The organism is uncultured Brevundimonas sp. (assembly GCF_947305955.1).
GTDB lineage: Bacteria > Pseudomonadota > Alphaproteobacteria > Caulobacterales > Caulobacteraceae > Brevundimonas.
The window spans coordinates 26,144-48,917 of sequence record NZ_CAMZFB010000016.1 but is presented as its reverse complement, the minus strand read 5'-3'; the positions used below and the strand labels follow the sequence as shown (position 1 = coordinate 48,917).

Genomic DNA, 22,774 nt, shown 5'->3' with positions numbered 1-22,774 from the left:
TGCCCTATTGTGCGACCGAAGCCCTACGTGTCCCCTTAGCTGTTCCGATCTTCGGCGTGGCACTGGCCAGGCTTGATCTGTTGCCCCACGGGCGGCTGGCCCAGTCCAGCGCATTCTTCAGACCACCGGGGATGGAGCGGTTATATTCCGGCGTCACGATCAGGATGGCATCGGCCCCTTCGACCGCCGCTTTCAGCGCCTTGCCTGCGGGCGGATAGTCGGCGTCATAGTCCGCCGAATAGAGCGGCAGGTCGATGCTGATGTCTTCAAACGACACGCCATCGGGGGCCAGCCCCTTCAGGGCCTCGGCCAGTTTGCGGTTGATGGACGCCTTGGACAGGCTGCCGACGATGACGCCGATCTTGAGTGCGGACATGGGACGGGGGCTCCGTTCGCGTTGAAGGTCACCCCCATCAATGCCCGCCGCACGGGCCTGTTCCTGAGTTTGCTGTGAGCGGGGCCTTAAACCCGCACGTCGCGCTGGTCGCGGCCGACCTCGCCGAACACGCGCTGATAGCGGGCGACCTCGTCGGCATCGCCGGTGGCCTTGGCGCGGTTGTCCGACAGCTTGACCGCCGGACGGCCCGCCGCCGCCGTCACCTTGCACACCAGAGAGATGGGCGTCAGTTCGGGGGCCTCTATCGGCGCACAGTCGCGGAAGTCATTGGTCAGATTGGTGCCCCAGCCAAAGCTTGTGCGGACGCGGCCTTTGAAATGGTTGTGAGCCTCTTCGATCGTATCGACATCCAGCCCGTCGGCCAGCACCAGCAGGCGGTCCTTTGGATCGACACCCTTGGACTTCCACCAGTCCATGATGATCTCGCCGCCTTCGATGGGCGGAGCGCTGTCGGGGCGGAAGCCCTTCCAGTCGGCCAACCAGTCGGGCGCGTCATCCAGAAACGCCTTGGTGCCAAAGGCGTCGGGCAGGACGATCAGCAGATTGCCGTCATAGGTCTGACGCCATTCCTCCAGCACCCGATAGGGCGCGGCGCGCAGGGCGTCGTCATCCTCGCCCGCCATGGCCGCGACCACCATCGGCAGTTCATGGCCGTTGGTGCCGATGGCCTCCATGTCGTTATTCATGGCCAGAAGGACGTTGGAGGTGCCGATAAACGAATTGCCCAACCCCGCCTTCATCGCGGCCACGCACCAGTCCTGCCACAGGAAGCCGTGGCGGCGGCGGGTGCCGAAATCCGAGATCACCAAGCCGTCCAGTTTACGCAGGCGCTCGATCTTCTCCCACAGCTTGGTCTTGGCACGGGAATAGAGGATATCCAGCTCGAACCGCCCCATACGGCGCAGGGCCTTACGGGCGCGAAGCTCGTTGATGATCGACAGGGAGGGGATTTCCCACAGCGTCACATCGGCCCACGTCCCGCTGAAAGTCAGCAGGAACTGGCCGTCCTCGCCCTTTTTCAGGTCGTATTCCGGCAGTTGATATGTCGCCAGCCACGCCAGAAAGTCCGGCGTGAAAATCTGCTTCACCCCGTAGAAGGTGTTACCGCCCAGCCAGATCAGCTCCTTGTTGGTGAACCGCAGGGTGCGGGCGTGATCCAGATGGGCGCGCAGTTCCGCCTCGTCGATCTCATCCACCAGACGCACGGTCTTGGTGCGGTTGATGACGGTAAAGGTCACCGGCACATCGCGGAACCGCCGCCAGATCAACTGCAGCATCAGCAGCTTGTAGAAGTCTGTGTCCAACAGGCTGCGAACTATCGGGTCCAGTCGCCAGCTATGATCATAGGCACGCTTGGCGAGATCGACATTGACCATGGGGTATCAGCTTTCCGGACCTTGGGAGACAGCAGGATCAACGGTGAAGACCTGCCCTTCCTTTTCCGGCTTGATATAGGGCGAAGGCTTGGGCGTTGTCATGTTCCCGCGGATCATGGCGCGGCCCGCATCCAGTCCGCCGACCAGTTCCAGATCGACGCGCTGGGCGTCACGGGTACGGACATCCTCCAGCACCTCCTCGATCTCGACATCGGGCGTGCCCAGTTCGCGCAGGACCGCACCACCGAACACCAGCGCGGATTCAAACGTCTCGCGGATCTGGAAATCGACCCCCGCCTGTAGCAGGCGCAGGGTCGCACCGCGGTCATAGGCGCGGGCGAATATCTTGGTGCCGGGGAATTCGTGGTGGACCAGTTCGACGATCCGGTCCGCCGCCTCCTGATCATCGACGCAGATCAGGACCGCCTCGGCCTTTTCCAGACCCGAGGCCCGCAAGGTGTCCAGTCGCGTGCCGTCGCCGTAATAGACCTTGAAGCCGAAATTGGCGGCGGCCTGAATCATCTCGATGTCTTTTTCGATGATCGAGACATCGACCCCCTGCGCCAGCAGCGGCTGCGAGGCGACCTGTGCAAAGCGGCCAAAACCGATCACCAGAACACGGCCCACAAGATCCTTGGCCGCCTCGACATCATCGGCATCCTCGAAGCGGACGCCGGTCTCCTTGGGCAGGAGGCGGCTGATGGCCAGTGTGGTCAGCGGCGTCAGGGCCATGGACAGGATGACAATGGCCGACAGGGCGGCACTGGCCTGACCGTCCAGAACGCCTGCCGTGACGGCAGCGCTATAGAGGACGAAGGCGAACTCGCCCCCCTGTGCGAACAGGGCCGCGCGCTCGATCGCCTCGCGGTGGGAGGCGCGGAATACCCGCCCCACAATATAGATCACCGCCGCCTTGGCGATCATGAAGGCCGCAAGGCCCGCCAGCACGATCTTCCAGTCTGTAGCAATAACCGACAGGTCCAGCGCCATACCGACGGACAGGAAGAATAGCCCCAGCAGAATGGCCCTGAATGGCTCGACATCGGCTTCAAGCTGATGGCGGAAGGTCGAGTTGGAGAGCAGGACACCGGCCAGGAACGCGCCCATGGCCATCGACAGGCCCACCGCATTCAGCAGCCATGCCGTGCCCGTCACGACCAGCAGCGCCGCCGCCGTCATCACCTCGCGCCCGCCATTGCGGGCGAGGAAGCCAAAGAACGGATTGACCAGATAGCGCCCCGCCACCAGCACCAGCGCCACTGCCAGAATGGCCAGCCCCGCCGTCATCCACATAGGCGGGCCGGACGTCTCGACAGGGGCCATATGCGCGCCGATCAGGGCGACAATGGCCAGCAGCGGCACAATGGCCAAGTCCTCAAACAGAAGGATGGAGACGGCACGGCGCCCACCCGCGCTGGCCATCTGTCCTCGCTCTTCCAGCATCTGCATGATCACGGCGGTGGAGGACATGACAAAGCCCATCGCCCCCACAAAGGCGACCGGCAGGGACACGCCCGCCGCATAGGCAATGCCGGTGAGAACCAGTCCGCTCAGCACCACCTGCGCGGTGCCTAGGCCGAATATCTCGCCCTTCATCGCCCACAGCCGTGATGGCCGCATCTCCAGCCCGATAATGAACAGGAAGATGACGACCCCGAATTCGGCCACATGCAGGATGGTCTCGGGCTCTTTCACCAACCCCAGCCCGAACGGCCCGAGAGCCACGCCCGCCAGAAGATAGCCCAGCACCGCGCCCAGCCCGACCTTGCGGGCCACCGACACGGCGACGACGCCCGCCCCAAGCAGAGCCGCAACGTGCCCCAGTCCAAACGATGCTGCCTCGGTGGCCATCTACGCCCTGCCCCTATCGTGGTTGAAAGACAGTCGCCCACACAACCGCCAGCCTTACAACCGCGCGCACGCGGATTTGTTTCACCCCACCGCGCCCGTCAGGAACCGAACCTTGTAATCCGGCGCTTTCATCAGGTCCCTGATTTCATCGATCCCAAGGAGATGGCCTGTGAAGATCAAAGACCTCATGAGCCGCGACGTCGATATCGCCCGCCCAGACGATACGCTTCAACAGGTTGCCGAACGCATGGCCACCGGCGATTTCGGCTTTATGCCGGTCGTCGAGGGTGACCGCCTGATCGGCACCATCACCGACCGCGACATCACCGTCCGCGCCGTCTCCAAGGGGGCGGGTCCGTCCAGCCCCGTCAGCGAGTTCCTGTCACGCGACGCCATCACCGTGCTGGACAGCGATGACCTGAAGATCGCTCTCGACCTGATGAGCCGTGCGCGTATCCGCCGCCTGCCTGTCGTCGACAAGAATACCCGCCTTGTGGGCGTGGTGTCTCTGGGCGACCTGTCGGTCAAGGTTAAGGAACGCTATGCCGGCGAGGCGCTGGAGAGCATTTCCCAAAGCTAAAGCTTTGAATAACCGCGTTTTAATCTAGCCAGCCCCAAACCTTGGCAGTAACCATTTCTACCAAGAGCCTGCTAACGGCTTTCGTTTAGGTTTCTGCCCGAGTGAAGGGGCTGGTTATGGCACGCGCACAGTTTCAAAAAGGTCAGAAGGTCTGGGTCGAGGCTGTCGGCCTGTGGGCCGAGATCGAACGGGTCATTCCGGTGTGGGCCAAGGGCTTCGACGAGCCGGTCCGCGTGACCTATGAGGTCGGACTGGGCCGCGAGTTCCAGGGCCACGAACTGCAGCTGCCTGAAAGCGCGACATCCTCGGGTCTGGGGAATTGGCGTGTCCTGCGCGCCCGCAACAAGTGGCAGGACCAGAACGACTGTGCCCACCACCCCTTCCCCGGCAGCTATCCGGTCGTCGTGACCGACGAGGCCGACTGGGGCGGCTGGCGCGTTCCGGGTGCCGAATACGACCGCATGCCCGAACGTATCGAGGAACAGGCCCGCATTATCGCCGCTGCGCCGGAAATGCTGTCCGTCCTGTCCCAACTGATCGACAGCGTGGACGAGGCCCCGGGCGATGCCCCGCCCGAAGCGCGCCGTCTGGCCGATGCCGCCAAGGCTATCCTGCGCCGCATCCACAGCCAGCCCATGCCGCAACGCCGTGCCCTGCCGACCGAGCGCCCGCAGCTGGCCGAGCCCGCCGATGCGACGCCCTCTGCCGTGGTGAAACTAGACGAACGCGTCGCCTGACCCCCGTTATCTTCGATAGGGCGAAGCTCTCGACAGCGTTACGCGAAACAGCCTAGGTTGTTTCCCTAGCAGGTCTGGGGGAGGGAGCCTTCGTCGTGCGGGGAACAGAGCGGCGCAAGGACAGTCGGGGACGCCGTTCCACGGACCACCCGGGTCTGTGGGGACGCCCCCATGAACGCGCCCTGTTTCTGACAGCCCTGATGATCCTCGCCATGGCGTTACTGCTGGTGGCGCGGGACCGATCCAGACCCGAACGCGAGATCGAGGCCAGCAACCGTCAAGCCCTGGCGCTGGAAGCACGGCTCTATGCCGAACAGGTCGGATACAAACTCAACCAATTAGAGCGTGTGCTGGACCGCGCCGACGCCGAACTGTCGGGCGCGGGCGACAAGACGCTGAGCGCGCTGGAGGCCGCGGCTAAAGAAGCCCCCGACGCCGTGCTGGTTCTGGCCAGCCCCAGCGGAAATCCGTTAGCCGTCCATGCGGGCGGCGCATCCACCACCAACGGCATCACCCTTGCCGAGGGCAAGATCAATCTGGCCCGCCCCCGCGCCAACCGCCAGATCATCGCCGCGGCCCTGCCCGCCCCTGAACTTGTGCCCAGTGACCCTTCGGTCCGGCTGGACCTGCGTCAGGCCCGCCAGCTTCCGGACACCCTGTTCGACCATGACCGGCATGTGGTCCTGCCCGATCCGCAAGGGCAGAGCCGCGTCACCCTTGCCGTGCGCGTGGGGGACAGCCCGCTGGCGGTGGTGGCAGATCGTCCCGCGCGCGCCTTGTGGGTGCGTTGGCGCGATGATGCCCGACTGATGCTAATCCCGCTGGCGCTGGGTCTGGCGCTGATGATCTATCTGGCGCTGCGGACCTTCCGGCAGGATCGGGCTACGCGCGAATGGGCCGACACCGAGCGCCGTTTCCGCATCGCGGTCGAGGCCGCGCGTTGCGGGGTCTGGGAATGGGATCTGGAAGCGGGCCGGATCATCCTGTCGGACTATATGGCCAAGATGCTGGACCTGGCCGCAGGTACGGTCCTGACGACCGAGGCGATGATCGACCGCGTGCATCCGCTGTTCCGGGACGAGTTCGCAGGGGCCATCGCCCGCGCCCGCACCACCGGACAGTTCGAGGCCGCCTTCCCTGTTCCCTCGCCCGACGGCGATGTGATCTGGCTCGATGCGCGGGGCCGATCGCGCAGCTTGCCCATCAATGGCGAGGCGCTGCATTTCATGGGCATCGCCATCGACATCACCGAGGCCCGCCGCGCCAAGGCCCGTGCCCAGGCCGCCGAGGACCGCCTGATCGACGGCATCCAGAGCGTGTCGGACGCCTTTGTCCTGTTCGACCGACAGGGGCTGTTGGTGATGTGGAACCAGGCCTTTGCCGACACCTTCCACTTCCCGCCGACCGCGCTTTATCGCGGGGCGCACAAGAGCGAACTGAACCGTATTGCCGCCAAGGCCATCCGGTCCGAACACCGTGCCGAGGCACGCCGCGCCGGCGTGCGCGAGGTGGAGTTGCTCGACGGACGCTGGCTGCAGCTGACGGAGCGCTACACGGGCGATGGTGGGACGGTGGTGATCGGGGCCGACGTCACCCTGATCCGCCAGCAAGAGAGCGAGCGCCGCAAGGCCGCCGAGGAGCTGCAACGCACGGTCGATGAACTGGAGGCCAGCCGCAGCCGCCTGACCACCCTCGCCCAACAATATGAGGCGGCCATGATCCGTGCCGAGGCCGCCAGCCAGTCCAAGTCCGAGTTTCTGGCCAATATGAGCCATGAACTGCGGACCCCGCTGAATGCCATCAACGGCTTCTCGGAAATCATGGCCAAGGAGATGTTCGGCCCCTTGGGTGACAGCCGCTATCGTGGCTATGCCTCGGACATCCATAACTCGGGCAAGCATTTGCTGAGCCTGATCAATGACATCCTCGACATGGCCAAGATCGAGGCGGGCAAGCTGCACCTCTATTACGAGCGGATCGACCTTGGTGCTCTGGGGCGCGATGTTCTGCGCCTGATGCGGGGCCGCGCCGAAGAGGCCGGTCAGGTCCTGACGCTGGAAACGCCCGATCTGTTGGAGGCAGAGGTGGACCTGCGGGGCATGAAACAGGTGTTGCTGAACCTTGTCTCCAATGCCATCAAATTTACCCCGCGCAACGGGCGGGTGACGGTGGAGATGAAGCCCCTGACCGACCGTCCGGGCCATATCCGCATCGCCGTGAGTGACACCGGCATAGGCATTTCCCAAGAGGATATCGCCCGCCTCGCCCAGCCCTTCGTTCAGGTCGAGAACCAGCACGCCAAAACCACCCAAGGAACGGGTCTGGGTCTGGCGCTGACCAAGTCACTGATCGAGATGCACGGCGGCCAGATGGTCATCGACAGCGAAATCGGTACCGGCACCACCGTCTGGTTCGACCTGCCCGCAAGGCCACAGCAGGTCCAGGGTCAGAAAGCCCAACCCGCGATCCGCCACGACGAGATGCAAACCCGACCCGTCCGGTCTCACCAGACCGCTTAATCCGCCTTGGCTTGGCCTTGTGAAGGCGTCCGCTGCAACGGGGCATGGGGATGGTGCCGTGACAGGATGCGCGCCAGGGCCTTGCGATCCTCTGGGGCCTGATCGGCCAGAACGGCTACCGCCCCCGCTTCCAGACGTGCACGACCGCGCATTTCCGAAGCGCGCGACTGCTCCAGCAGGCCCGCAACCTCGGCAGCGTCAAATTGATCGGATTCGGTTTGCTCGATGGCAGCCAGACGCGCCTTGCGGGCTTCCTGAAAATCAGGACGCGCGGCCAGTGCGATCTCGCGAAGACGTGCCTTGATCGGTTCGGCCACGGCGGGCGAACGGGTACTCACCAGCTCCATGACCATTTCGGATCGGGACAGCTTGTGCTGCTGTTCGGCCTTGCGGCCTTCCTGCACGCTCAGCCACAAAGCCACGCCGCCCGCGACCAGAAAGACGTTGAGCGCGACCGAAGCCGCCAAGGCAAATTTCATCCGCCGCATCAGTGCATATCCTCCAGCGAGGCGACATCCATGCCCAGCACATCGACATCGTCGGTGGCCTGCAGGCTGGCCTGATAAAGGACGGTCTCGGCGCGCATCGGTGCGTTGAGGTGATTGGCCAAGACGACACCCAGCAAAGCGCCCGCCACGCCGGTTGCGGCAATGCCCGCCCCCGACCACAGGGAGAACCAGCGATTGAGCGGCGCGCGCGGACGAAGGCCTGCGGTGGCGGCCATGGCAATCACGCGCTCGCGCAGATCGGCGTCGGGCGCAACGCGCGGCAGGGCGATCAGGTCGTCAAACGCCTGCGCCTCATCCCAAAGGACCTTGATGGCCGGATCGGCATCCCGCGCCAGACGCGCCGCATCGCGCTCGGCCTGCGGCCAGCGGGCAAAGTCGGCTCCATAGGCGTCCAACAGATAAGAAAAACGGTCAGGGGTCATGCTGACATTACCCTCCACGACGCATCGGAGCCATATCGGCCAGTGATGCCCGCAAGCTGCGACGGGCCCGCGACAGCAGGCTTTCCAAGGCTTCCACGCTGACATCCATGATGCGGGCGGCCTCTATATTTCCCAGTTCCTGATAGTGACACAGGACGATGGCCTCGCGCTGCCGATCCGGCAAGCGCATCAGACAGGCCTGAACCCGTGCCCCCGTCTCTGCAGCCAGCAATCCCCGATCCGGTGCGGGCCCCTCGTCCACCGTTTCCGGCACGGTGTCCATCAGCGTCTCGCGGCGACGGCGCAAACGATCGTAGCAGAGGTTCATCGCCACACGATGCAGCCAGGTGTCGAACCTGGCCTCTCCGGGCTTCCATCGCGGGGCCTGTTTCCAGACCCGCAGCATGGCTTCCTGCGCCACATCCTCGGCCTCGACCGCATCGGACAGCATGCGCGTCGCCAAGGTCAGCAATCGCGGAAGCTTGCGCGATACCATGGACTGGATGGCCGCTGGGTCGCCCTGCGCGACGCGGCATAGCAAGTCTTCGTCGGGATCGTCGATCCGTGCCAAGGCTACCTCTTGCCGCAGATGTGGAGACCAGCCAGACCGGATGGACCACGGGGGAGTCCGCCCTCCTTTGCCGCACATCGACGCATACGCCAAGAGACCGCGACGGCGCATTGCGCACGGACCTCCATCTTCCTGACGTCTGCATGTGATCCACCCGTCGATAGCGAGAACGACGGATTAAACGCGACAGTCACGGTTTTCCGTCGCGCGGCAGACATCAATGTTCGGAGGTGGCGTCGGTCACCGGCGGCAGAACAGCCTCGAAGGCTTCACGCGCCCGACGGCGCAGATCAATCAGATGGGCTTTCAGCGCATCATAGTCCGGCTGGCCCGCGGCCATGGCCAGTCGCTGCTGGAAGCCGGCCGGCTCCTCGTCCGGATCGCCCCGACCGTCGAAGGCGCAGGCCATGACCTGCCCCAGCTGTTGGTGGGTCAGCCAGCTTTCGCGCAGCACCGGATCATCGGCCAGCGCTTCCAGCGTCGATACAGTCAGAGGCTTGCCGTGCGGTGCACCCATCAACTGGCGGTATTGGGCCACGAACTCGGCATCGACCTGCGCCCCTGCCGACAGTTTGTTGTCCCAGAACCCTTTCGGGCGCCGCTCGCGATCCATCAGGTCGCGCATCTTGCGGACATCGGCAGCGATATCGACGCCCGGTCGTGGACGGCGCAGCACCTGTTCCAGTGTCGCAGTGACCTCTTGGGCAAAGGCGTCCGTGGTCGCCCAGACCACGCGGGCGCGTGTCAGGGCCATGAACTCCCACGTGTCGGCCTCTTCGGCATAGTAGTCGACGAAGGTGTTCAGCCGCACCGACACCGGTCCCTTTGACCCTGTCGGGCGCAGCCGCATATCGACCTCGTACAACGCCCCTTCGGCGGTGTGGGAGGACAGGGCCGCGATCAGGCGCTGGGTGAACCTTCCATAGAAGGTTTCCGCGCCCCAGCCCTTGGTCGCGCTCATGGCATCGGACGGGGCCATGTAGATGGTCATCAGGTCCAGATCGGATCCCGCCGTCATCTCGCGCGAGCCAGACTTGCCAAGGGCCACCACGGCCACCTCGCCCCCGTCCAGACGCCCGCCCATGCGCTCGGCCTCGGCCAGGGCCGCAGGGGCCAGACCGCGAATACAGGCATCGGCCAGCGAGGTCGTCGTCAGGCCCGCCTGTACCGGCGAGGTGCGCCCCGTGATGATGTTCATGCCGATGCGGAAGGCCTGTTCGCGATGCAGGCGGCGGGCCGCATTCATCGCCTCCTCGAAATCGCCGGCAGCGCGGGTTTCGGCCACCAACTGGTCGGCGACACCCGTATCCTCGCCCAGCGGCACAAAGAAGCGGGCGTCCAGAATACCGTCCAGCGCCTGTGGCTGTCGCCCCAGACTGCGGGCCAGCCTCGGCGCAAAGGCCATGATGCCCACCACCATTTCGAACAGGTGCGGCTGGTTCAGGAACAGGGCCTGTACCTGCACCCCTGCCTTCAGACCCGAGAAGAAGGTGGCAAAGCGCCGGAACGCCGCATCGGGTGCGCCCGTCGCCGCCACCGCTTCCAGCAGACGCGGGGCCAGACGGGTGAACAGTTCGCGCCCCCGCGCCGAACGGGTCGCGGGAATGTGGCCGTGGTGCCAGTTTCGGATGGTGTCCGAAACACTGGCGGGTTCGGTGAAGCCCATGCGCGACAGGGTCTCCAGCGTGCCGGGGTCATTATCGACGCCAGTGAACACCAGACTGCCCATGTCCGATGACAGCTGCTCGCCGTCATCGAACAGCTCGCCATAGATGCGGTTGACGCTGACCAGAAGGTTTTCGATCGAGCGGTCGAACTCGGCCAGATCATCCTGACCATAGAGGGCCGCCACCTTGGCGCGTCGGGTGTCATCCTCGGGCAGGGCGTGGGTCTGCTCGTCCTCCAGCATCTGAACGCGGTGTTCCAGATCGCGCAGAATGCCATAGGCGGCTTTCAGTTGATCGCACGCCTCGGGCGTCACATGACCCGCCTTGGTCAGCGCCTCCAGCGCCTCCAGCGTGCGCGAGGATTGTAGCGCCGGATTACGACCGCCAAGGATCAGTTGCTGGGTCTGCACATAGAATTCGATCTCGCGGATGCCGCCGCGACCGAGTTTCAAATTGGCCCCCGCCGCATCCAGACCGTCGCCCGTCTTATAGGCGTGGATCTGTTTCTTGATCGACTGGATGTCCAGCACGGCCTGATAGTCGAGGCTGCGACGCCAGACAAAGGGCTTGAGCTGGGACAGGAAATCTTGCCCCGCCGCGATATCGCCCGCGCACACCCGCGCCTTGATGAAGGCGGCGCGTTCCCAGTTCTGTCCGACGCTCTCGTAATAGGCCAGAGCCATGGGCGCAGCGACAACAGGCGGCGTCGATGACGGGTCGGGCCGCAGGCGCAGGTCCACGCGGAAGACATAGCCCTCGCCCGTCCGCTCGGTCAGCAGGGTCGCCAGACCTTGGGCCAGACGGTTGCAGAAGTTCTGGATTTCCACGCTGTCGTCCAGAACCGCGCCCAGCACCTCGGGGTCATAAAAGAGGCTGAGATCGATATCGGACGAATAGTTCAGCTCGAACGCGCCGCCCTTGCCCATGGCCAGCACAAATAGCCCCGGCACAGGACCGCGCGGATCATCCGGCTGCGACGTCAGCTTACCGCGCCTGCGCCAGTCGGCCGCCGTGGCTTTCAGGGCCGCTTGCGCCGCCGCATCGGCAAAGTGGGCGATGGCGCGGGTGACCTGATCAAGGTCCCACACGCCGCCCAGATCGGACAATGCCGTCAGCAGGTGAAGCTCGGCCTTTAACAGTCGCAGCGGAGACTTGGCCTCGTCCGGCCCGCCTTCCAGCGCGGTGGTTTCGGCCAGTATCTGTTCCAGCCGCTCTTCCGGCACACTGGTCAGGACACGGTGCAACATCGCGGGCCAGCGGCGGGCAATCCCCCCCAGATAGGAGGACGCCGCAAAGACGGGAGCCAGCGCGTCCCACGCCTGATCCAGATCGGATTTCCACCCTGCCTCGGCAGCCGATTCCGACAGTCGCTCATACAGACGGGCGGCGGCATCCTGATCGCTGACGGGGCCGCAAGGGCCGATACGGGCGATCAGGGGCAGGGCTGTTTCAGTCATTCGCTATCGGAAGATGTGGCGTTTTCAGGTGCGGGAGGCAGCACCAATGCAACACGAAGTCCGGGCCCGCGTCCATCAAAAGCCCCCGGTCCCTCGGCCAATTCGATCCGTCCACCGTGGGCCTCCGCCACAGCGGTAACCAGCGACAGGCCAAGGCCCGACCCCGGCTCGGTGCGGCTGCTGTCCAGACGCACAAAGCGTTGCAGCACGCGCTCGCGGTCTTCCTCGGGGATGCCCGGCCCGTTGTCGGTGACCGAATATTCGATCTCGCCATTGGACTTGCGGCGGGCGCGGAACATCACCGCACCACCGGCGGGGGTATATTTGATGGCGTTATCGATCAGATTGGCCAGCGCCTGTGCAAGGAAGGGTTGGTTGGCCTCGACCATCAGATTGTCCTCGATCTCCGAGGCAAACTCGATGTCCTTTTCCTCACCGGCGAACTCATAGAGTTCAGCCATGTCACGGCCCAGAGAGGCCGCATCGAACACGCGCGGGTCGGGCGCACCACCGGCCTGAAGGCGGGCGATGGCCAGAACGGTGTTGAAGGTTTTCAGCAGGCTGTCCGCCTCGCCCAGCGCCAGTTCCAGCGCATCGACGCCCGAGATGCGACCGGCCTCGGCGTCGATCAGCGCGACCTCCAGCTTGGCGCGCATACGGGTCAGCGGCGAGCGCAGGTCGTGGGCAATGGCATCGCCCGCATGGCGGATGGACGCCATCGAGCCTTCCAGCCGGTCCAGCATGGTGTTCAAGCCGATGGAAAGCTCGTCCAGTTCGTCGCCGGAATTGCGAACGGCGACCCGCTTTTTCAGATCGCCTTCCTGAACCGCCGTCACCACGCGGTTCAGCCGTCCCATGGCCATTTCCACACGGCGGCTGACCAGCAGACCACCGCCGATACCCAGCGCCAGCACGATGATCATCGCCATCCACAGCGCCTGTGTCAGGCGATCCAGATAGGCTTCGATGTCGCCGATGTCCTCGCCGACGAACAGGTGCTCGCCGCCGGTCAGGGCCGTATCGATGCCGATGGATTTGCGGTGCTCGACCCGCCCTTCGGGATCGGTGTCGGTCAGGCGGAAGATTTCCCAATTGCCGCTGTCCACGCCGGGCGGCAGTTCGGAGATATTGCCCGTGACCACCTCGCCCGAGGCATCGCGCAGGCGATACAGATATTTGTCGCCGCGCAGTGTGCGGTCGATCAGCGACTGGTTGAGGGCATCAAGGCCGCGCGCGCCATAGATGCCCACCAGAGTTTCAACCTCGGCCCTGACACTGACTTCCGCGCGCGCCCGCGCCTCTGCGGCCGATGCCATATAGACATAGGCCATCACCGCGCTGGCGATCCCCACAAACAGGGCCAGAAACAGCAGCGTCAGGCGGAATGGCGTACGCCGGAAAAGTGTCTTTAGCCGCATAGGAGGCCCTTAGGCCTCAAGCCGGTACCCCGCGCCGCGCACGGTCTGAAGCATGGCACGGTCAAAGCCCTTGTCGATCTTCGAGCGCAGGCGGCTGATGTGGACGTCGATGACGTTGGTCTGGGGGTCGAAGTGGTATTCCCACACCTTCTCCAGCAGCATGGTGCGGGTCACCGACTGGCCAGCGTGGCGCATCAGGAACTCCAGCAGCTGGAACTCGCGCGGTTGCAGGTCGATGTCCTGACCTTCGCGGGTCACGGTGCGGGCGATCAGGTTCATTTCCAGCTCGCCGACCTTGAGCACGGTCTGGACACCGCCCGTCTCACGGCGGCGCGACAGGGCCTCGACGCGGGCGATCAGCTCGGCAAAGGCGTAGGGTTTGACCAGATAGTCGTCGGCACCGGCCTTCAGGCCCACCACGCGGTCCTCGACCTCGCCAAGGGCCGACAGGAACAGAACCGGCGTCTGGTCCCCGCCCTTGCGCAGGGTCTCAACCATGCCGATACCGTCCAGACGCGGCATCATACGGTCGACGACATAGACGTCGTAACCGCCCTTTTGGGCCTCCAGCAGACCGAATGCGCCATCCACAGCATGGGTGACGTCGTGACCGGCCTCGGTAAGGCCGCGCACCATTGCGGTTGCTGCCTCGGCGTCGTCTTCGACAACCAGAATACGCATGAACCCCTCCAATCGGACTTTCGGCGGCAACCTTAACAGATCACCGCCGAAATCCCGAGTTAATCCCTCGTCAGGTTTGATCCCCTTTCGGGCACAATTGACGCCTAGTTGCGTTTGGCCAGCGGCAGAACCAGAGAGCGGTTGCTGCCCTGATAGCGGACCATCAGAAGGACCGACGGACGGCCTGCGCTGCGGGCGGCATCAACAGCGGCACGGAACTCTTGTGCCGTCGTCACCGGACGGTTGTTGGCGCGCAGGATAACGATGCCCGCCGGAAGACCGATCTTGCCCGCTTCAGAGCCCGGCTCGACCGAGGTGACCACCACGCCGTTGACGTTGGACGGCAGGTCATAGCGGTCCCGCAGCGCCGACGTCAGGGCGGTGACAGTCATGCCCTCGACCTCGGTGCCCGACGGTGCCGACGGGGCTTCGGCCTGCGGGCCTTCGCCCTCAAGCTCGCGGTTCAGTTCCTCTTCCGAGGGACGACGGCCCGAGCGGACATCCACCGTAATACTGCGGCCCTCACGCAGGACCTCCAGACGCAGACGGTCACCCGGCTTGGCCGCTGCCACGCGGCGCGTCAGGGCCGAGCTGCCATCCACAGCCGTGCCATTGATCGAGACGACAATGTCCTCTTCGCGCAGGCCACCTTCGGCCGCGGGCGAGCCCGCCGTCACCTGGGCCACAAAGGCACCCTTGGTGTCGGCATCAAGACCCAGAGCCTCCTTCATCTCTGCGCTCAGATCGGTGATCTGGACGCCGAGGTAGCCGCGCTCGATCTTCTCGCCACGGATCAGGCGGTCGGTAATTTCCTTGGCCGTCTTGGCCGGAATGGCAAAGCCGATACCGACCGAACCGCCCGACGGGGTGAAGATGGCGGTGTTCACGCCGATCACGCGACCATAGATGTCAAACGTCGGACCGCCCGAGTTGCCACGGTTGATGGCCGAGTCGATCTGCAGGAAGTCGTTGGCCACACCGCCGCCGATGTCGCGCGACTTGCCCGACACGATACCGGCCGTAGCCGTGCCACCCAGACCGAACGGGTTACCGACCGAGATAACCCAGTCGCCCACGCGCGGCTCGGACGTTTCCTCAAAGGTCACGAACGGGAAGGCGCTGCCTTCAACCTTGATCACGGCCAGATCGGACGCTTCGTCACGCCCCACGAGCGAAGCCTTCAGGCTGCGGCCATCGCTGAGTTTGACGGTGATTTCCTCGGCATTGGCGACAACGTGATTGTTGGTGACGATAAATCCGTCAGCCGAGATAAAGAAGCCCGAGCCGGTGCCCGGTGCCAGTTGGGTTTCGGGCTCGGCGTCAGCTCCGCCTTCACGCGGATCGCCGAACGGGAAAGGCAGGCCCGGAATGCGGATGGCGCGACGGCGCTCGATCCGCGTCTTGACGTCGATCTGGACTACGGCAGGCGAGACCTGTTCGAAGATATCGGCAAAGCTGAGCGGCGCGCCCTGCGGCGGCGCAAACGCCAGGCCCGATGCGCCGGCAGAAGGCACCAGCCGTGAGGCTGACGCCGGTGCCGCCTCGGCTCCCGGCCACTGGATGACCCCGCCCGCCGTTGCGGCAGCAGCGAAAGTCAGGCCGACAGCGGCCCCCAGAATGAACTCCTTGCGTTTCAGCATCGTCGTCCTTTGTCGTCCTGTTTCGGAATCCACCGGATTCCACATCCAACGGATATAGGGCGCATTCGCGAAAGCCAATGCCTGCCCTCAAAACAATGGTTCTGTACGGACGAAGGTAAAGCCAAGGCCCAACTGGGGCGAAAGGACGGCCCTAGATGTCTTTGTCGTCAGATTGGGCGGGGGATGCGCCGTTGTCGCCAGCCGCGATCCACTCGGCCAGAGCGGCTTCTTCCTCGGGGGTCAGTGCGTCTGCGGCCTTTCCCGCACGGCGACTGCGGACCAGCAGCACACCACCGACCAGAACCACCAGTGCGACCGGACCCAGCCACAGCAACAGCGTGCCCGCCCTGAACGGCGGGGTGAACAGCACATAGTCGCCATAGCGGCGGACCAGATCGGCGCGGATGTCTTCGTCGCTCTTTCCGGCAGCGATCTGTTCGCGCACCAGACGCCTCAGGTCGGCGGCGATGGAGGCCGGACTGTCGGCGATGGATTCGTGCTGGCAGACGACGCAGCGGATGTCGGCGAACAGGGCGCGGGCGCGGGCTTCCTGTGCGGGGTCGGACAGGGCCTTGTCGGGGATGGCGGCAGGCTCGGCCCATGCGGAAGCGGTGATCACCGGAGCCGCAGACAGGGCCAAGAGGCCAGCAGCAGACATTGCAGCCAGAGCGCGCATCTTCATGCCGAGGCCTCCTTGCGGCGGCGATGACCGGCACCGGCCCCCACGCGCAGACGGCGATCCAGCAGCGACACCAGGCCACCAAGTGCCATCAACAGCGGGCCAAGGAAGATCAGACGCGCCCACGGGTTCCAGTACAGGCGCACCATCCACGCGGGTTCGCCCGCATCCGTGGCTGTCCGCTCGCCCATGACGACATAGACATCGTCCAGACCACGGAAGTCGAGGCCCACTTCCGATGTCGTCTGACCGCCTGCAGGGAAGAAGCGGCGCTCGGACGTTACCGTCCGTTCGATACGGTTCTCCTTTACGGCGCTGACAGCGAGGCTGCCCTGTTCGGCAAGATAGTTGGGGCCTTCGATGATGTTCACATCGCGCAAGGTGACCTTCCACGGCCCCGCCGACAGCTCGCCATTCAGCGGCAGGGCCTTGGCGGCCTCGACCTTGAACGAGGTTTCGACCACCGCCCCGAGGATAAAGACGCCCAGACCCGCATGGGCCAGCGCCATCCCCCATGCGCCGAGCGGCAGGCCGCGACCACGGCGCAGGCTTTCACCAAACGGGACGCGGGCCAGTTTGATACGGTCACCCAGTTCAAACAGTGCCCCAAAGATCAGCCACAGGCCCAAGGCGACACCGGCTGCTGCCAGTGCCTTTTTCGGATCGAACAGCAGATAGGAAATGCCCGCCCCGACCACCGCCAGCACAATGGCAAAGCGCAGACGCTGGAAGGCCCCGCGCGCATCGCCGCGCTTCCACGCCATCATCGGTCCGGCGGGCAGCAACAGGCAGGCGACCGCCATCAGGGGCGCGAACACGGCGTTGAAATAGGGAGGGCCAACCGAAATGGTCGCGCCCGTCACGGCTTCCAGCACCAGCGGATAAAGGGTGCCCAAAAGGACGGTCGCCGCCGCCGCCGTCAGGAACAGGTTGTTGAGGACCAGCATGCCCTCGCGGCTGACAGGGGCAAAGGTCGCCATCGAACGGATGGCCGGCGCGCGCACCGCAAACAGGGCCAGCGCCGAACCCGACGCTACGCCCAGAATGGCCAGCAGCATCAGGCCGCGTTCCGGATCGACGGCAAAGGCATGAACCGACGTCAGCACACCCGAGCGCACAAGGAAGGCCCCCAGCATGGAGAAGCTGAACGCCAGAATGGACAGAAACACCGTCCAGCCCGCCAAGGCCCCGCGCCGCTCGGTCACGATGGCACTGTGCAACAGGGCCGCGCCCGCCAGCCACGGCAGGAAGGAGGCGTTCTCGACCGGATCCCAGAACCACCAGCCGCCCCAGCCCAGCTCATAATAGGCCCAGAAACTGCCCAGCCCGATACCGACCGTCAGTAGCGCCCACGAGGCCAGCGCCCACGGACGCACCCAACGGCCCCACGCCGGATCCACGCGCTTTTCAATCAGCGCGGCGACAGCCAGAGAGAAGCAGACGGAAAAGCCGACATAGCCGCCGTAGAGCAGCGGCGGGTGGAAGGCGAGCGCCGGATCCTGCAACAGGGGATTGAGCGAATTGCCCTGAACCGGAGGCTCAACCAGACGCACAAACGGGTTGGAGGCAAAGGCCGCAAAGGCCAGAAACAGGGCCGACAGCGCCCCTTGCACCGTCACCGCCGAGGTCTTGAGGCCAAACGGCAATCCGCGTGACAGGCCCAGCACCGCGCCGAAGGCCGTCATCACCAGACACCACAGCAGAAGCGAGCCTTCGTGGTTCCCCCACGCGCCCGCCACCTTATAGAGAAGCGGCTTGTCGGTATGGCTGTTCAACGCAACATTGGCGACCGAAAAGTCGGACGTCACATAGGCCCAGATCAGCGCCGCAAAGGCGACGACGATAGCGATGGCCGAACCCAGCAGCGCCGCATAGGCCCCGCCCGCCGCGACAGGGCTGCGGGCGATCCGCCCCCAACAGGCCAGCCCCACCCCCAGCACGCTGAGCGCGAGGGCCAGTATCAGTGCAAAACTGCCGAACTCGACGATCACGCGACTATTTCTCCGACGGCGTATAGGAGCCGGATTCCGGTCGCCACTCACCGGTTTCCTTCAGACGGTCGGCCACTTCGCGCGGCATATAGGTCTCGTCGTGCTTGGCCAGAACCTGCGTCGCCTCGAAGGTGCGGTCGGGCGTATAGCGGCCCTGTGCCACAATGCCCTGCCCCTCGCGGAACAGGTCCGGCAGATCCCCTTTGAAATGCACCACCGCGCTGGCGGCATTGTCAGTCACGGTAAAGCGCACCGATCCGTCGGGCGACTTGACCACACTGCCCGCCTCGACCAGCCCGCCCAGACGGATCATCTGGCCCGCCGGCACCTTTTCGACGGTCACTTCGGACGGCGAATAGAAATAGGTGACATTGTCCCGCATCGCCCACAGCGACAGGCCGACCGCCAGCGCCAGCACGGGCGCGGCGGCAATGACCACCCACAGACGTCGGCGGGCCTTGGGTGACTTTGGAAGCCAGCTCATCTCGTCAACACACGCAAGAGGCGGGACTTTGGCCCGCACAGGAAATGAAAACAGTGCGGCCCGTCATCGGGCCGCCTTGGCCCGCGCCTCGGCGAGCGATTTCTGAAGTTCGGCACGGCGCGGGTCCGCCGGATCAAGCGCCGCCAGAATACGGTTCCAGTGACGCTCGGCCTGCGCGACATCGCCACGGCCCAGCGCCGCATCCCCCATAAAGAAATGGGCACCGAGCTGGTTGTCATCCAGTTTCAGGGCCTGTGCGAAGGCCGCTTCGGCATCGGGACCGATACGGTTGTCGCTGGCCCGCACGAGACTTTCCCCCAGACGCGCCCAGTTCTGGGCATTGTCCGGCAGGATCGACAGAGCCTTGCGGAAGGCCGAGGCCGCGCCCAGAGCATCACCCGCCTCGAAACGGGCCGCCCCCAGCATGGACAGGGCTTGGACATCCTCGGGCGTTTTGGCCACGACCTCGGACAGCACGGCAGCGGCCTGATCGGGAGACAGGCTGTCGGGCTGGGCCGCCCATTCGGCGACACGGTCGCTATAGGCACGGTCGCCATAGCCGGGCGTACCGATCACGACATAGATCACAAGCGCTAGAGCCGCGGCCACGCCCACGCCGACCAGCACCCAAAAGCCGTCACGACTGCCGGTCTTGAGTTCGACATCGGCACGGCGGGCGGCAAGGATGCGGCGCGCGGCCTCGGCGCGGGCGGCCGTCCACGATGCCTCGTCCATCTGGCCCGCTGCCTTCAGCCGATCCAGTTCGGCCAGTTCACGCGCACCGGACAGGCGGTCTGTCTGCGTCTCTGTAGCGACCTGAACACGGTTCAGACCGCGACGCGCACCGCTCAGAACCAGCAGTCCGGTCACGGCTGTCAAAACAGCGGTCATGATCCAAAAAAATATCATAGCTGTCGCTGTAGCGGATCAAGCCTGACGAAGCGAGACGCCCTGTGACGCACCCAGCACGGACAGGCGTCTGCGGACGGTACGCGCCGCTTCCTTGGCCCCTGCCAGCTGCAACAGATCGACCATGACCTGAAGTCTGCGCCGCGCCATCTGCCCCCCGTCATCGGGCGCACTTCGGTTCAGGCGATCCAGCGCCTCGCCGGACCAGTTGGAGATACGCCCCACCAAGCCTTCAGAGGTTTGGCGCCGCTCCGTCTCGCAGCCGATGACCGCCGCAGGACCACGGGCAGTGAACATCATCCCGACCAGAAGGCGGGCCTGTTCGACATCCTTGTCGTCCATGGGTGCGGTCAGATGGGGCACGGCGCGGGTCATGCGACCGACCAGGGTCGATTTCTCCTGCGGCAACAGGGCGTCGACAGCGTCATCGGCCCTGCGGAAATGATCGGATAGAGTTGTGGTCAGCCGCAGCTTCTGATGGCGGATGGTCCGAGCCCAGACACTGTCGGGACGGGGCGAGACCACCATCTCGAATTCCTGCAGGGCGGCAGCGATCCATTGAAGGTTGTCGCGATATTTCAGGACGCCCGACGGCCCCTCGGCCAGATCAAAGCCGACCACTGCCTCGGTCTTGGTGACCAGCGCCGCCAGAACGCGCTCGACGAACAGACCATAGTGGCCTTGGGACAGGAAGCGCGACGGCGTTTCCAGCGCCGCGGCATGCGAGGCCAGCCGCAGTATCTGCAATCCTTCGCGCAGATGGGCGAAGTAGATTTCCATCAGGCAGTCGGGACCGTCCTCGCCGATGGCCGCGGCCTGACGGAAGGCGAGCTTCATCTCGGCGGCTTCCTCGGCCCCCATCCTGCCCTGCCAGTCGGCCAGCCGCCTCAAGGTGGTGCGGGCCGTCGGCGCCAGATCCAGCATGCGCGCCAGCCGCGCGCGTTGCTCCGCCGTCCCGCCCGGCCACAGCTTTGCCCCGTGGTCGCGGACAGCGGCAGCGGCGGTATTGGTCAGACGGTCGGCAATCATCCGCGCCAGATCGTCATCGCGATCCAGTTGCGGCAGAAGCTCCGGCTCATTGCGCTTGGCCGCCGTCCACAACAAGGGCAGCAAGGTGGGCGGAAGCGTAAAGCCCTCCATCCCGTCCTGACGCTCGCGGAACAGGGCCAAAAGCGGGCGCAGCACCTTGTCTCGGCGGCCCCGATCCTGAATCTCTTCGGCGATCATGACGCGCACGGCTTCGGCCCGTTCTCCCGACATCTCCCCGACTGCGCTTTCGAGCAGTGACAGGATGCGGTCCGGAGAACGTGCGATTACCTCGGTCAGGGCAGCCCTGTGTGCGGATTTCAGTTCCGCCATGAAGAGGTCCGTCGGCTCCTGTGGGGGTGGCGCAATAAGTCCGGCAGTGTGCCGTGAGCTCGGTTAACGCCGCCTCACCAGACCTAGCCTTCGGACGAGGGCAGTTCCAGCACCACCTTCAGGCCGCCAAGATCGCTGGCCCCCAAGGTCACGCGACCGCCATAGGCACGCACCAGCTCATCCACGATAGACAGGCCAAGACCCGTCCCCGGCGTGGCCTCGTCCATGCGGGTGCCGCGTTTCAGGGCTGCGTCGCGCTGTTCCTCGGGGATGCCGGGGCCGTCGTCCTCGACCACCACCACCATCTGGCCGGGCACCGACGGGCCAGCCAGAACGCGGACGCGGCGCTTGCACCACTTGCCCGCATTCTCGATCAGATTGCCGAAGATTTCCTGCAGGTCCTGACGCTCGCCACGGAAGGCAAGGCTCTCGGGCGCGCGCCAGTCGATCTCGACGCCCTTTTCCTCGAACACGCGCTCGATCATCACGGCCAGTTCGTCCAGCACCTCCTCGACGGGGGTGCTCTCACCAAGCCCATGGGCGGCGCGGGCGGCAGCGCGGGCGCGGCGCAGGTGGTGTTCGACCTGATCGCGCATGACCTGTGCCTGACGGCGCACGATGTCCTGAAGCGGGCCTTCCTTGGTGCCAGCCTCGGCCAGCATGACGGCCAGCGGCGTTTTCAGCGCATGGGCCAGATTGCCGACGTGGGTCCGCTGGCGCTCGACCGTTTCCTGCGAGTGGTCCAGCAGCAGATTGACCTGATCGGCCAGAGGCTGGATTTCGCGTGGATAGCTGCCCTCGACGCGGTTGGAGCGGCCAAGGTGAACCGCCGCAATGGCGCGGTCGAGATCATAGAGCGGGCGCAGGCCGATGCGCACCTGAACGAACACGGCGGCCACCAGACCCAGCCCCAGCATCAGCAGGGCCAGCCACGTCACCGTCGCGAACTGGCGGGTATCGGCGTCAACGTCGGTCCGGTCCACGCCCGCGAAAAAGACAATCGGCGTCTCGCGACCGGGCAGGGTTTTGATGCTGGCGGCAATGCGCAGCGGCTCGCCCTTGGGGCCATCGTCGGTGCTGTAGCTGACCGTCTGGCCAAAAGCACCTTGCAGCCGATCCAGCAGGTCGGGGCTAAAGGTCAGCTGCGACCCACCCAGCGATTCGGAGCCCGCCACCACTTCCAGCGATCCATCGGCGGTTGGCTCTGCCACCATCCAATATTTGCCGGACAACAGGCGTTCGGTCCGCGCATCGCGGATTTCGCCGATGAACAGGTGCCCTTCGGGCGTAAAGGTCGCGGCCACCACCACTTCATCAATGGTGTCATTCAGCGTGCTGCCCAGACGGCGAAGCGCCGATTCCTGAAACAGCGAGGTCAGCACCAGACCTGTCAGGATCAGCGCCAGACAGATCCAGCCCGCCGCCAGCCAGATCAGGCGACGGGTCAGGGATCGGCTAGGGCGCAGGCGCATCCACGCCTGACGCGCGGTATGTTTTGCGGGTGTGTTTTCGGTATCGCTCACGGGC

Annotated in this window: 19 protein-coding genes; 3 read left to right on the top strand and 16 right to left on the bottom strand. The window is 65.0% G+C overall.

Going from position 1 to position 22,774, the window contains the following annotated elements:
* Positions 1 to 4: 4 nt before the first annotated feature.
* The 3 genes from Q0Y42_RS06105 to Q0Y42_RS06095 all read right to left on the bottom strand — a co-directional run bounded on the left by Q0Y42_RS06105 (position 5) and on the right by Q0Y42_RS06095 (position 3,624).
* The gene (locus Q0Y42_RS06105; protein WP_297801275.1) at positions 5 to 376 is read right to left on the bottom strand and encodes an NADPH-dependent FMN reductase; all 372 of its coding nucleotides are present in this window, start codon (positions 374 to 376) and stop codon (positions 5 to 7) included.
* Between the two features lie 86 nt (positions 377 to 462).
* Entirely contained in the window at positions 463 to 1,773 is a 1,311-nt protein-coding gene (locus Q0Y42_RS06100) for a nicotinate phosphoribosyltransferase (protein WP_297801271.1), read from the bottom strand.
* Between the two features lie 6 nt (positions 1,774 to 1,779).
* Positions 1,780 to 3,624, bottom strand: a complete 1,845-nt coding sequence (locus Q0Y42_RS06095; protein ID WP_297801269.1) for a monovalent cation:proton antiporter-2 (CPA2) family protein — start codon at positions 3,622 to 3,624, stop codon at positions 1,780 to 1,782.
* A gap of 169 nt (positions 3,625 to 3,793) precedes the next feature.
* Between Q0Y42_RS06095 and Q0Y42_RS06090 the strand changes: the two genes are divergently transcribed.
* From Q0Y42_RS06090 to Q0Y42_RS06080, 3 genes are all read left to right on the top strand, one after another.
* Positions 3,794 to 4,204, top strand: a complete 411-nt coding sequence (locus Q0Y42_RS06090) for a CBS domain-containing protein (protein WP_297801267.1) — start codon at positions 3,794 to 3,796, stop codon at positions 4,202 to 4,204.
* A 116-nt stretch (positions 4,205 to 4,320) separates the two neighbouring features.
* The gene (locus tag Q0Y42_RS06085; protein ID WP_297801264.1) at positions 4,321 to 4,941 is read left to right on the top strand and encodes a hypothetical protein; all 621 of its coding nucleotides are present in this window, start codon (positions 4,321 to 4,323) and stop codon (positions 4,939 to 4,941) included.
* Between the two features lie 95 nt (positions 4,942 to 5,036).
* Positions 5,037 to 7,460, top strand: a complete 2,424-nt coding sequence (locus tag Q0Y42_RS06080; RefSeq protein WP_297801262.1) for an ATP-binding protein — start codon at positions 5,037 to 5,039, stop codon at positions 7,458 to 7,460.
* Here Q0Y42_RS06080 and Q0Y42_RS06075 read toward each other — a convergent pair.
* The 13 genes from Q0Y42_RS06075 to Q0Y42_RS06015 all read right to left on the bottom strand — a co-directional run bounded on the left by Q0Y42_RS06075 (position 7,457) and on the right by Q0Y42_RS06015 (position 22,770).
* Positions 7,457 to 7,948, bottom strand: a complete 492-nt coding sequence (locus Q0Y42_RS06075; RefSeq protein WP_297801259.1) for a periplasmic heavy metal sensor — start codon at positions 7,946 to 7,948, stop codon at positions 7,457 to 7,459. The genes Q0Y42_RS06080 and Q0Y42_RS06075 overlap by 4 nt on opposite strands.
* Positions 7,948 to 8,391, bottom strand: coding sequence for a hypothetical protein (locus Q0Y42_RS06070; RefSeq protein WP_297801256.1), 444 nt, complete (start codon positions 8,389 to 8,391; stop codon positions 7,948 to 7,950). The genes Q0Y42_RS06075 and Q0Y42_RS06070 overlap by 1 nt, the downstream gene beginning before the upstream one ends.
* A 7-nt stretch (positions 8,392 to 8,398) precedes the next feature.
* On the bottom strand, positions 8,399 to 8,962 hold the full coding sequence (locus Q0Y42_RS06065) for an RNA polymerase sigma factor (protein WP_297801253.1): 564 nt from the start codon (positions 8,960 to 8,962) through the stop codon (positions 8,399 to 8,401).
* 217 nt (positions 8,963 to 9,179) lie between these two features.
* Positions 9,180 to 12,086 carry a bifunctional [glutamine synthetase] adenylyltransferase/[glutamine synthetase]-adenylyl-L-tyrosine phosphorylase gene (locus tag Q0Y42_RS06060; protein ID WP_297801250.1) on the bottom strand — a complete coding sequence of 969 codons (2,907 nt, stop codon included), beginning with the start codon at positions 12,084 to 12,086 and terminating at the stop codon, positions 9,180 to 9,182.
* Positions 12,083 to 13,504 carry a HAMP domain-containing sensor histidine kinase gene (locus tag Q0Y42_RS06055; RefSeq protein ID WP_297801248.1) on the bottom strand — a complete coding sequence of 474 codons (1,422 nt, stop codon included), beginning with the start codon at positions 13,502 to 13,504 and terminating at the stop codon, positions 12,083 to 12,085. The genes Q0Y42_RS06060 and Q0Y42_RS06055 overlap by 4 nt, the downstream gene beginning before the upstream one ends.
* A 9-nt stretch (positions 13,505 to 13,513) precedes the next feature.
* Positions 13,514 to 14,185, bottom strand: a complete 672-nt coding sequence (locus Q0Y42_RS06050) for a response regulator transcription factor (RefSeq protein WP_297801245.1) — start codon at positions 14,183 to 14,185, stop codon at positions 13,514 to 13,516.
* Between the two features lie 104 nt (positions 14,186 to 14,289).
* The gene (locus Q0Y42_RS06045) at positions 14,290 to 15,825 is read right to left on the bottom strand and encodes a Do family serine endopeptidase (RefSeq protein WP_297801242.1); all 1,536 of its coding nucleotides are present in this window, start codon (positions 15,823 to 15,825) and stop codon (positions 14,290 to 14,292) included.
* A 151-nt stretch (positions 15,826 to 15,976) separates the two neighbouring features.
* On the bottom strand, positions 15,977 to 16,507 hold the full coding sequence (locus tag Q0Y42_RS06040; RefSeq protein ID WP_297801239.1) for a cytochrome c-type biogenesis protein: 531 nt from the start codon (positions 16,505 to 16,507) through the stop codon (positions 15,977 to 15,979).
* Positions 16,504 to 18,495, bottom strand: a complete 1,992-nt coding sequence (locus Q0Y42_RS06035; RefSeq protein ID WP_297801236.1) for a heme lyase CcmF/NrfE family subunit — start codon at positions 18,493 to 18,495, stop codon at positions 16,504 to 16,506. Before Q0Y42_RS06035 ends, Q0Y42_RS06040 begins: the two co-directional genes overlap by 4 nt.
* A gap of 4 nt (positions 18,496 to 18,499) precedes the next feature.
* Entirely contained in the window at positions 18,500 to 18,979 is a 480-nt protein-coding gene (gene ccmE / locus Q0Y42_RS06030; RefSeq protein WP_297801234.1) for a cytochrome c maturation protein CcmE, read from the bottom strand.
* 63 nt (positions 18,980 to 19,042) lie between these two features.
* Complete coding sequence (gene ccmI / locus Q0Y42_RS06025; protein WP_297801232.1) at positions 19,043 to 19,870, bottom strand: c-type cytochrome biogenesis protein CcmI; 828 nt, start codon at positions 19,868 to 19,870, stop codon at positions 19,043 to 19,045.
* A 36-nt stretch (positions 19,871 to 19,906) separates the two neighbouring features.
* Positions 19,907 to 21,247: a hypothetical protein gene (locus tag Q0Y42_RS06020; RefSeq protein ID WP_297801230.1), complete on the bottom strand. Its 1,341-nt coding sequence runs from the start codon at positions 21,245 to 21,247 to the stop codon at positions 19,907 to 19,909.
* 83 nt (positions 21,248 to 21,330) lie between these two features.
* Positions 21,331 to 22,770, bottom strand: coding sequence for a sensor histidine kinase (locus Q0Y42_RS06015; protein WP_366108101.1), 1,440 nt, complete (start codon positions 22,768 to 22,770; stop codon positions 21,331 to 21,333).
* Positions 22,771 to 22,774 lie beyond the last annotated feature (4 nt).

What these genes read in the sequence shown, in the direction of transcription:
- Q0Y42_RS06055 (WP_297801248.1), bottom strand. Translation starts at nt 13,504, where the DNA reads ATGCGGCTAAAGACACTTTTCCGGCGTACGCCATTCCGCCTGACGCTG.
- Q0Y42_RS06075 (WP_297801259.1), bottom strand. Translation starts at nt 7,948, where the DNA reads ATGCGGCGGATGAAATTTGCCTTGGCGGCTTCGGTCGCGCTCAACGTC.
- Q0Y42_RS06070 (WP_297801256.1), bottom strand. Translation starts at nt 8,391, where the DNA reads ATGACCCCTGACCGTTTTTCTTATCTGTTGGACGCCTATGGAGCCGAC.
- Q0Y42_RS06050 (WP_297801245.1), bottom strand. Translation starts at nt 14,185, where the DNA reads ATGCGTATTCTGGTTGTCGAAGACGACGCCGAGGCAGCAACCGCAATG.
- Q0Y42_RS06105 (WP_297801275.1), bottom strand. Translation starts at nt 376, where the DNA reads ATGTCCGCACTCAAGATCGGCGTCATCGTCGGCAGCCTGTCCAAGGCG.
- Q0Y42_RS06045 (WP_297801242.1), bottom strand. Translation starts at nt 15,825, where the DNA reads ATGCTGAAACGCAAGGAGTTCATTCTGGGGGCCGCTGTCGGCCTGACT.
- ccmI (WP_297801232.1), bottom strand. Translation starts at nt 19,870, where the DNA reads ATGACCGCTGTTTTGACAGCCGTGACCGGACTGCTGGTTCTGAGCGGT.
- Q0Y42_RS06040 (WP_297801239.1), bottom strand. Translation starts at nt 16,507, where the DNA reads ATGAAGATGCGCGCTCTGGCTGCAATGTCTGCTGCTGGCCTCTTGGCC.
- Q0Y42_RS06060 (WP_297801250.1), bottom strand. Translation starts at nt 12,086, where the DNA reads ATGACTGAAACAGCCCTGCCCCTGATCGCCCGTATCGGCCCTTGCGGC.
- Q0Y42_RS06020 (WP_297801230.1), bottom strand. Translation starts at nt 21,247, where the DNA reads ATGGCGGAACTGAAATCCGCACACAGGGCTGCCCTGACCGAGGTAATC.
- ccmE (WP_297801234.1), bottom strand. Translation starts at nt 18,979, where the DNA reads ATGAGCTGGCTTCCAAAGTCACCCAAGGCCCGCCGACGTCTGTGGGTG.
- Q0Y42_RS06085 (WP_297801264.1), top strand. Translation starts at nt 4,321, where the DNA reads ATGGCACGCGCACAGTTTCAAAAAGGTCAGAAGGTCTGGGTCGAGGCT.
- Q0Y42_RS06100 (WP_297801271.1), bottom strand. Translation starts at nt 1,773, where the DNA reads ATGGTCAATGTCGATCTCGCCAAGCGTGCCTATGATCATAGCTGGCGA.
- Q0Y42_RS06095 (WP_297801269.1), bottom strand. Translation starts at nt 3,624, where the DNA reads ATGGCCACCGAGGCAGCATCGTTTGGACTGGGGCACGTTGCGGCTCTG.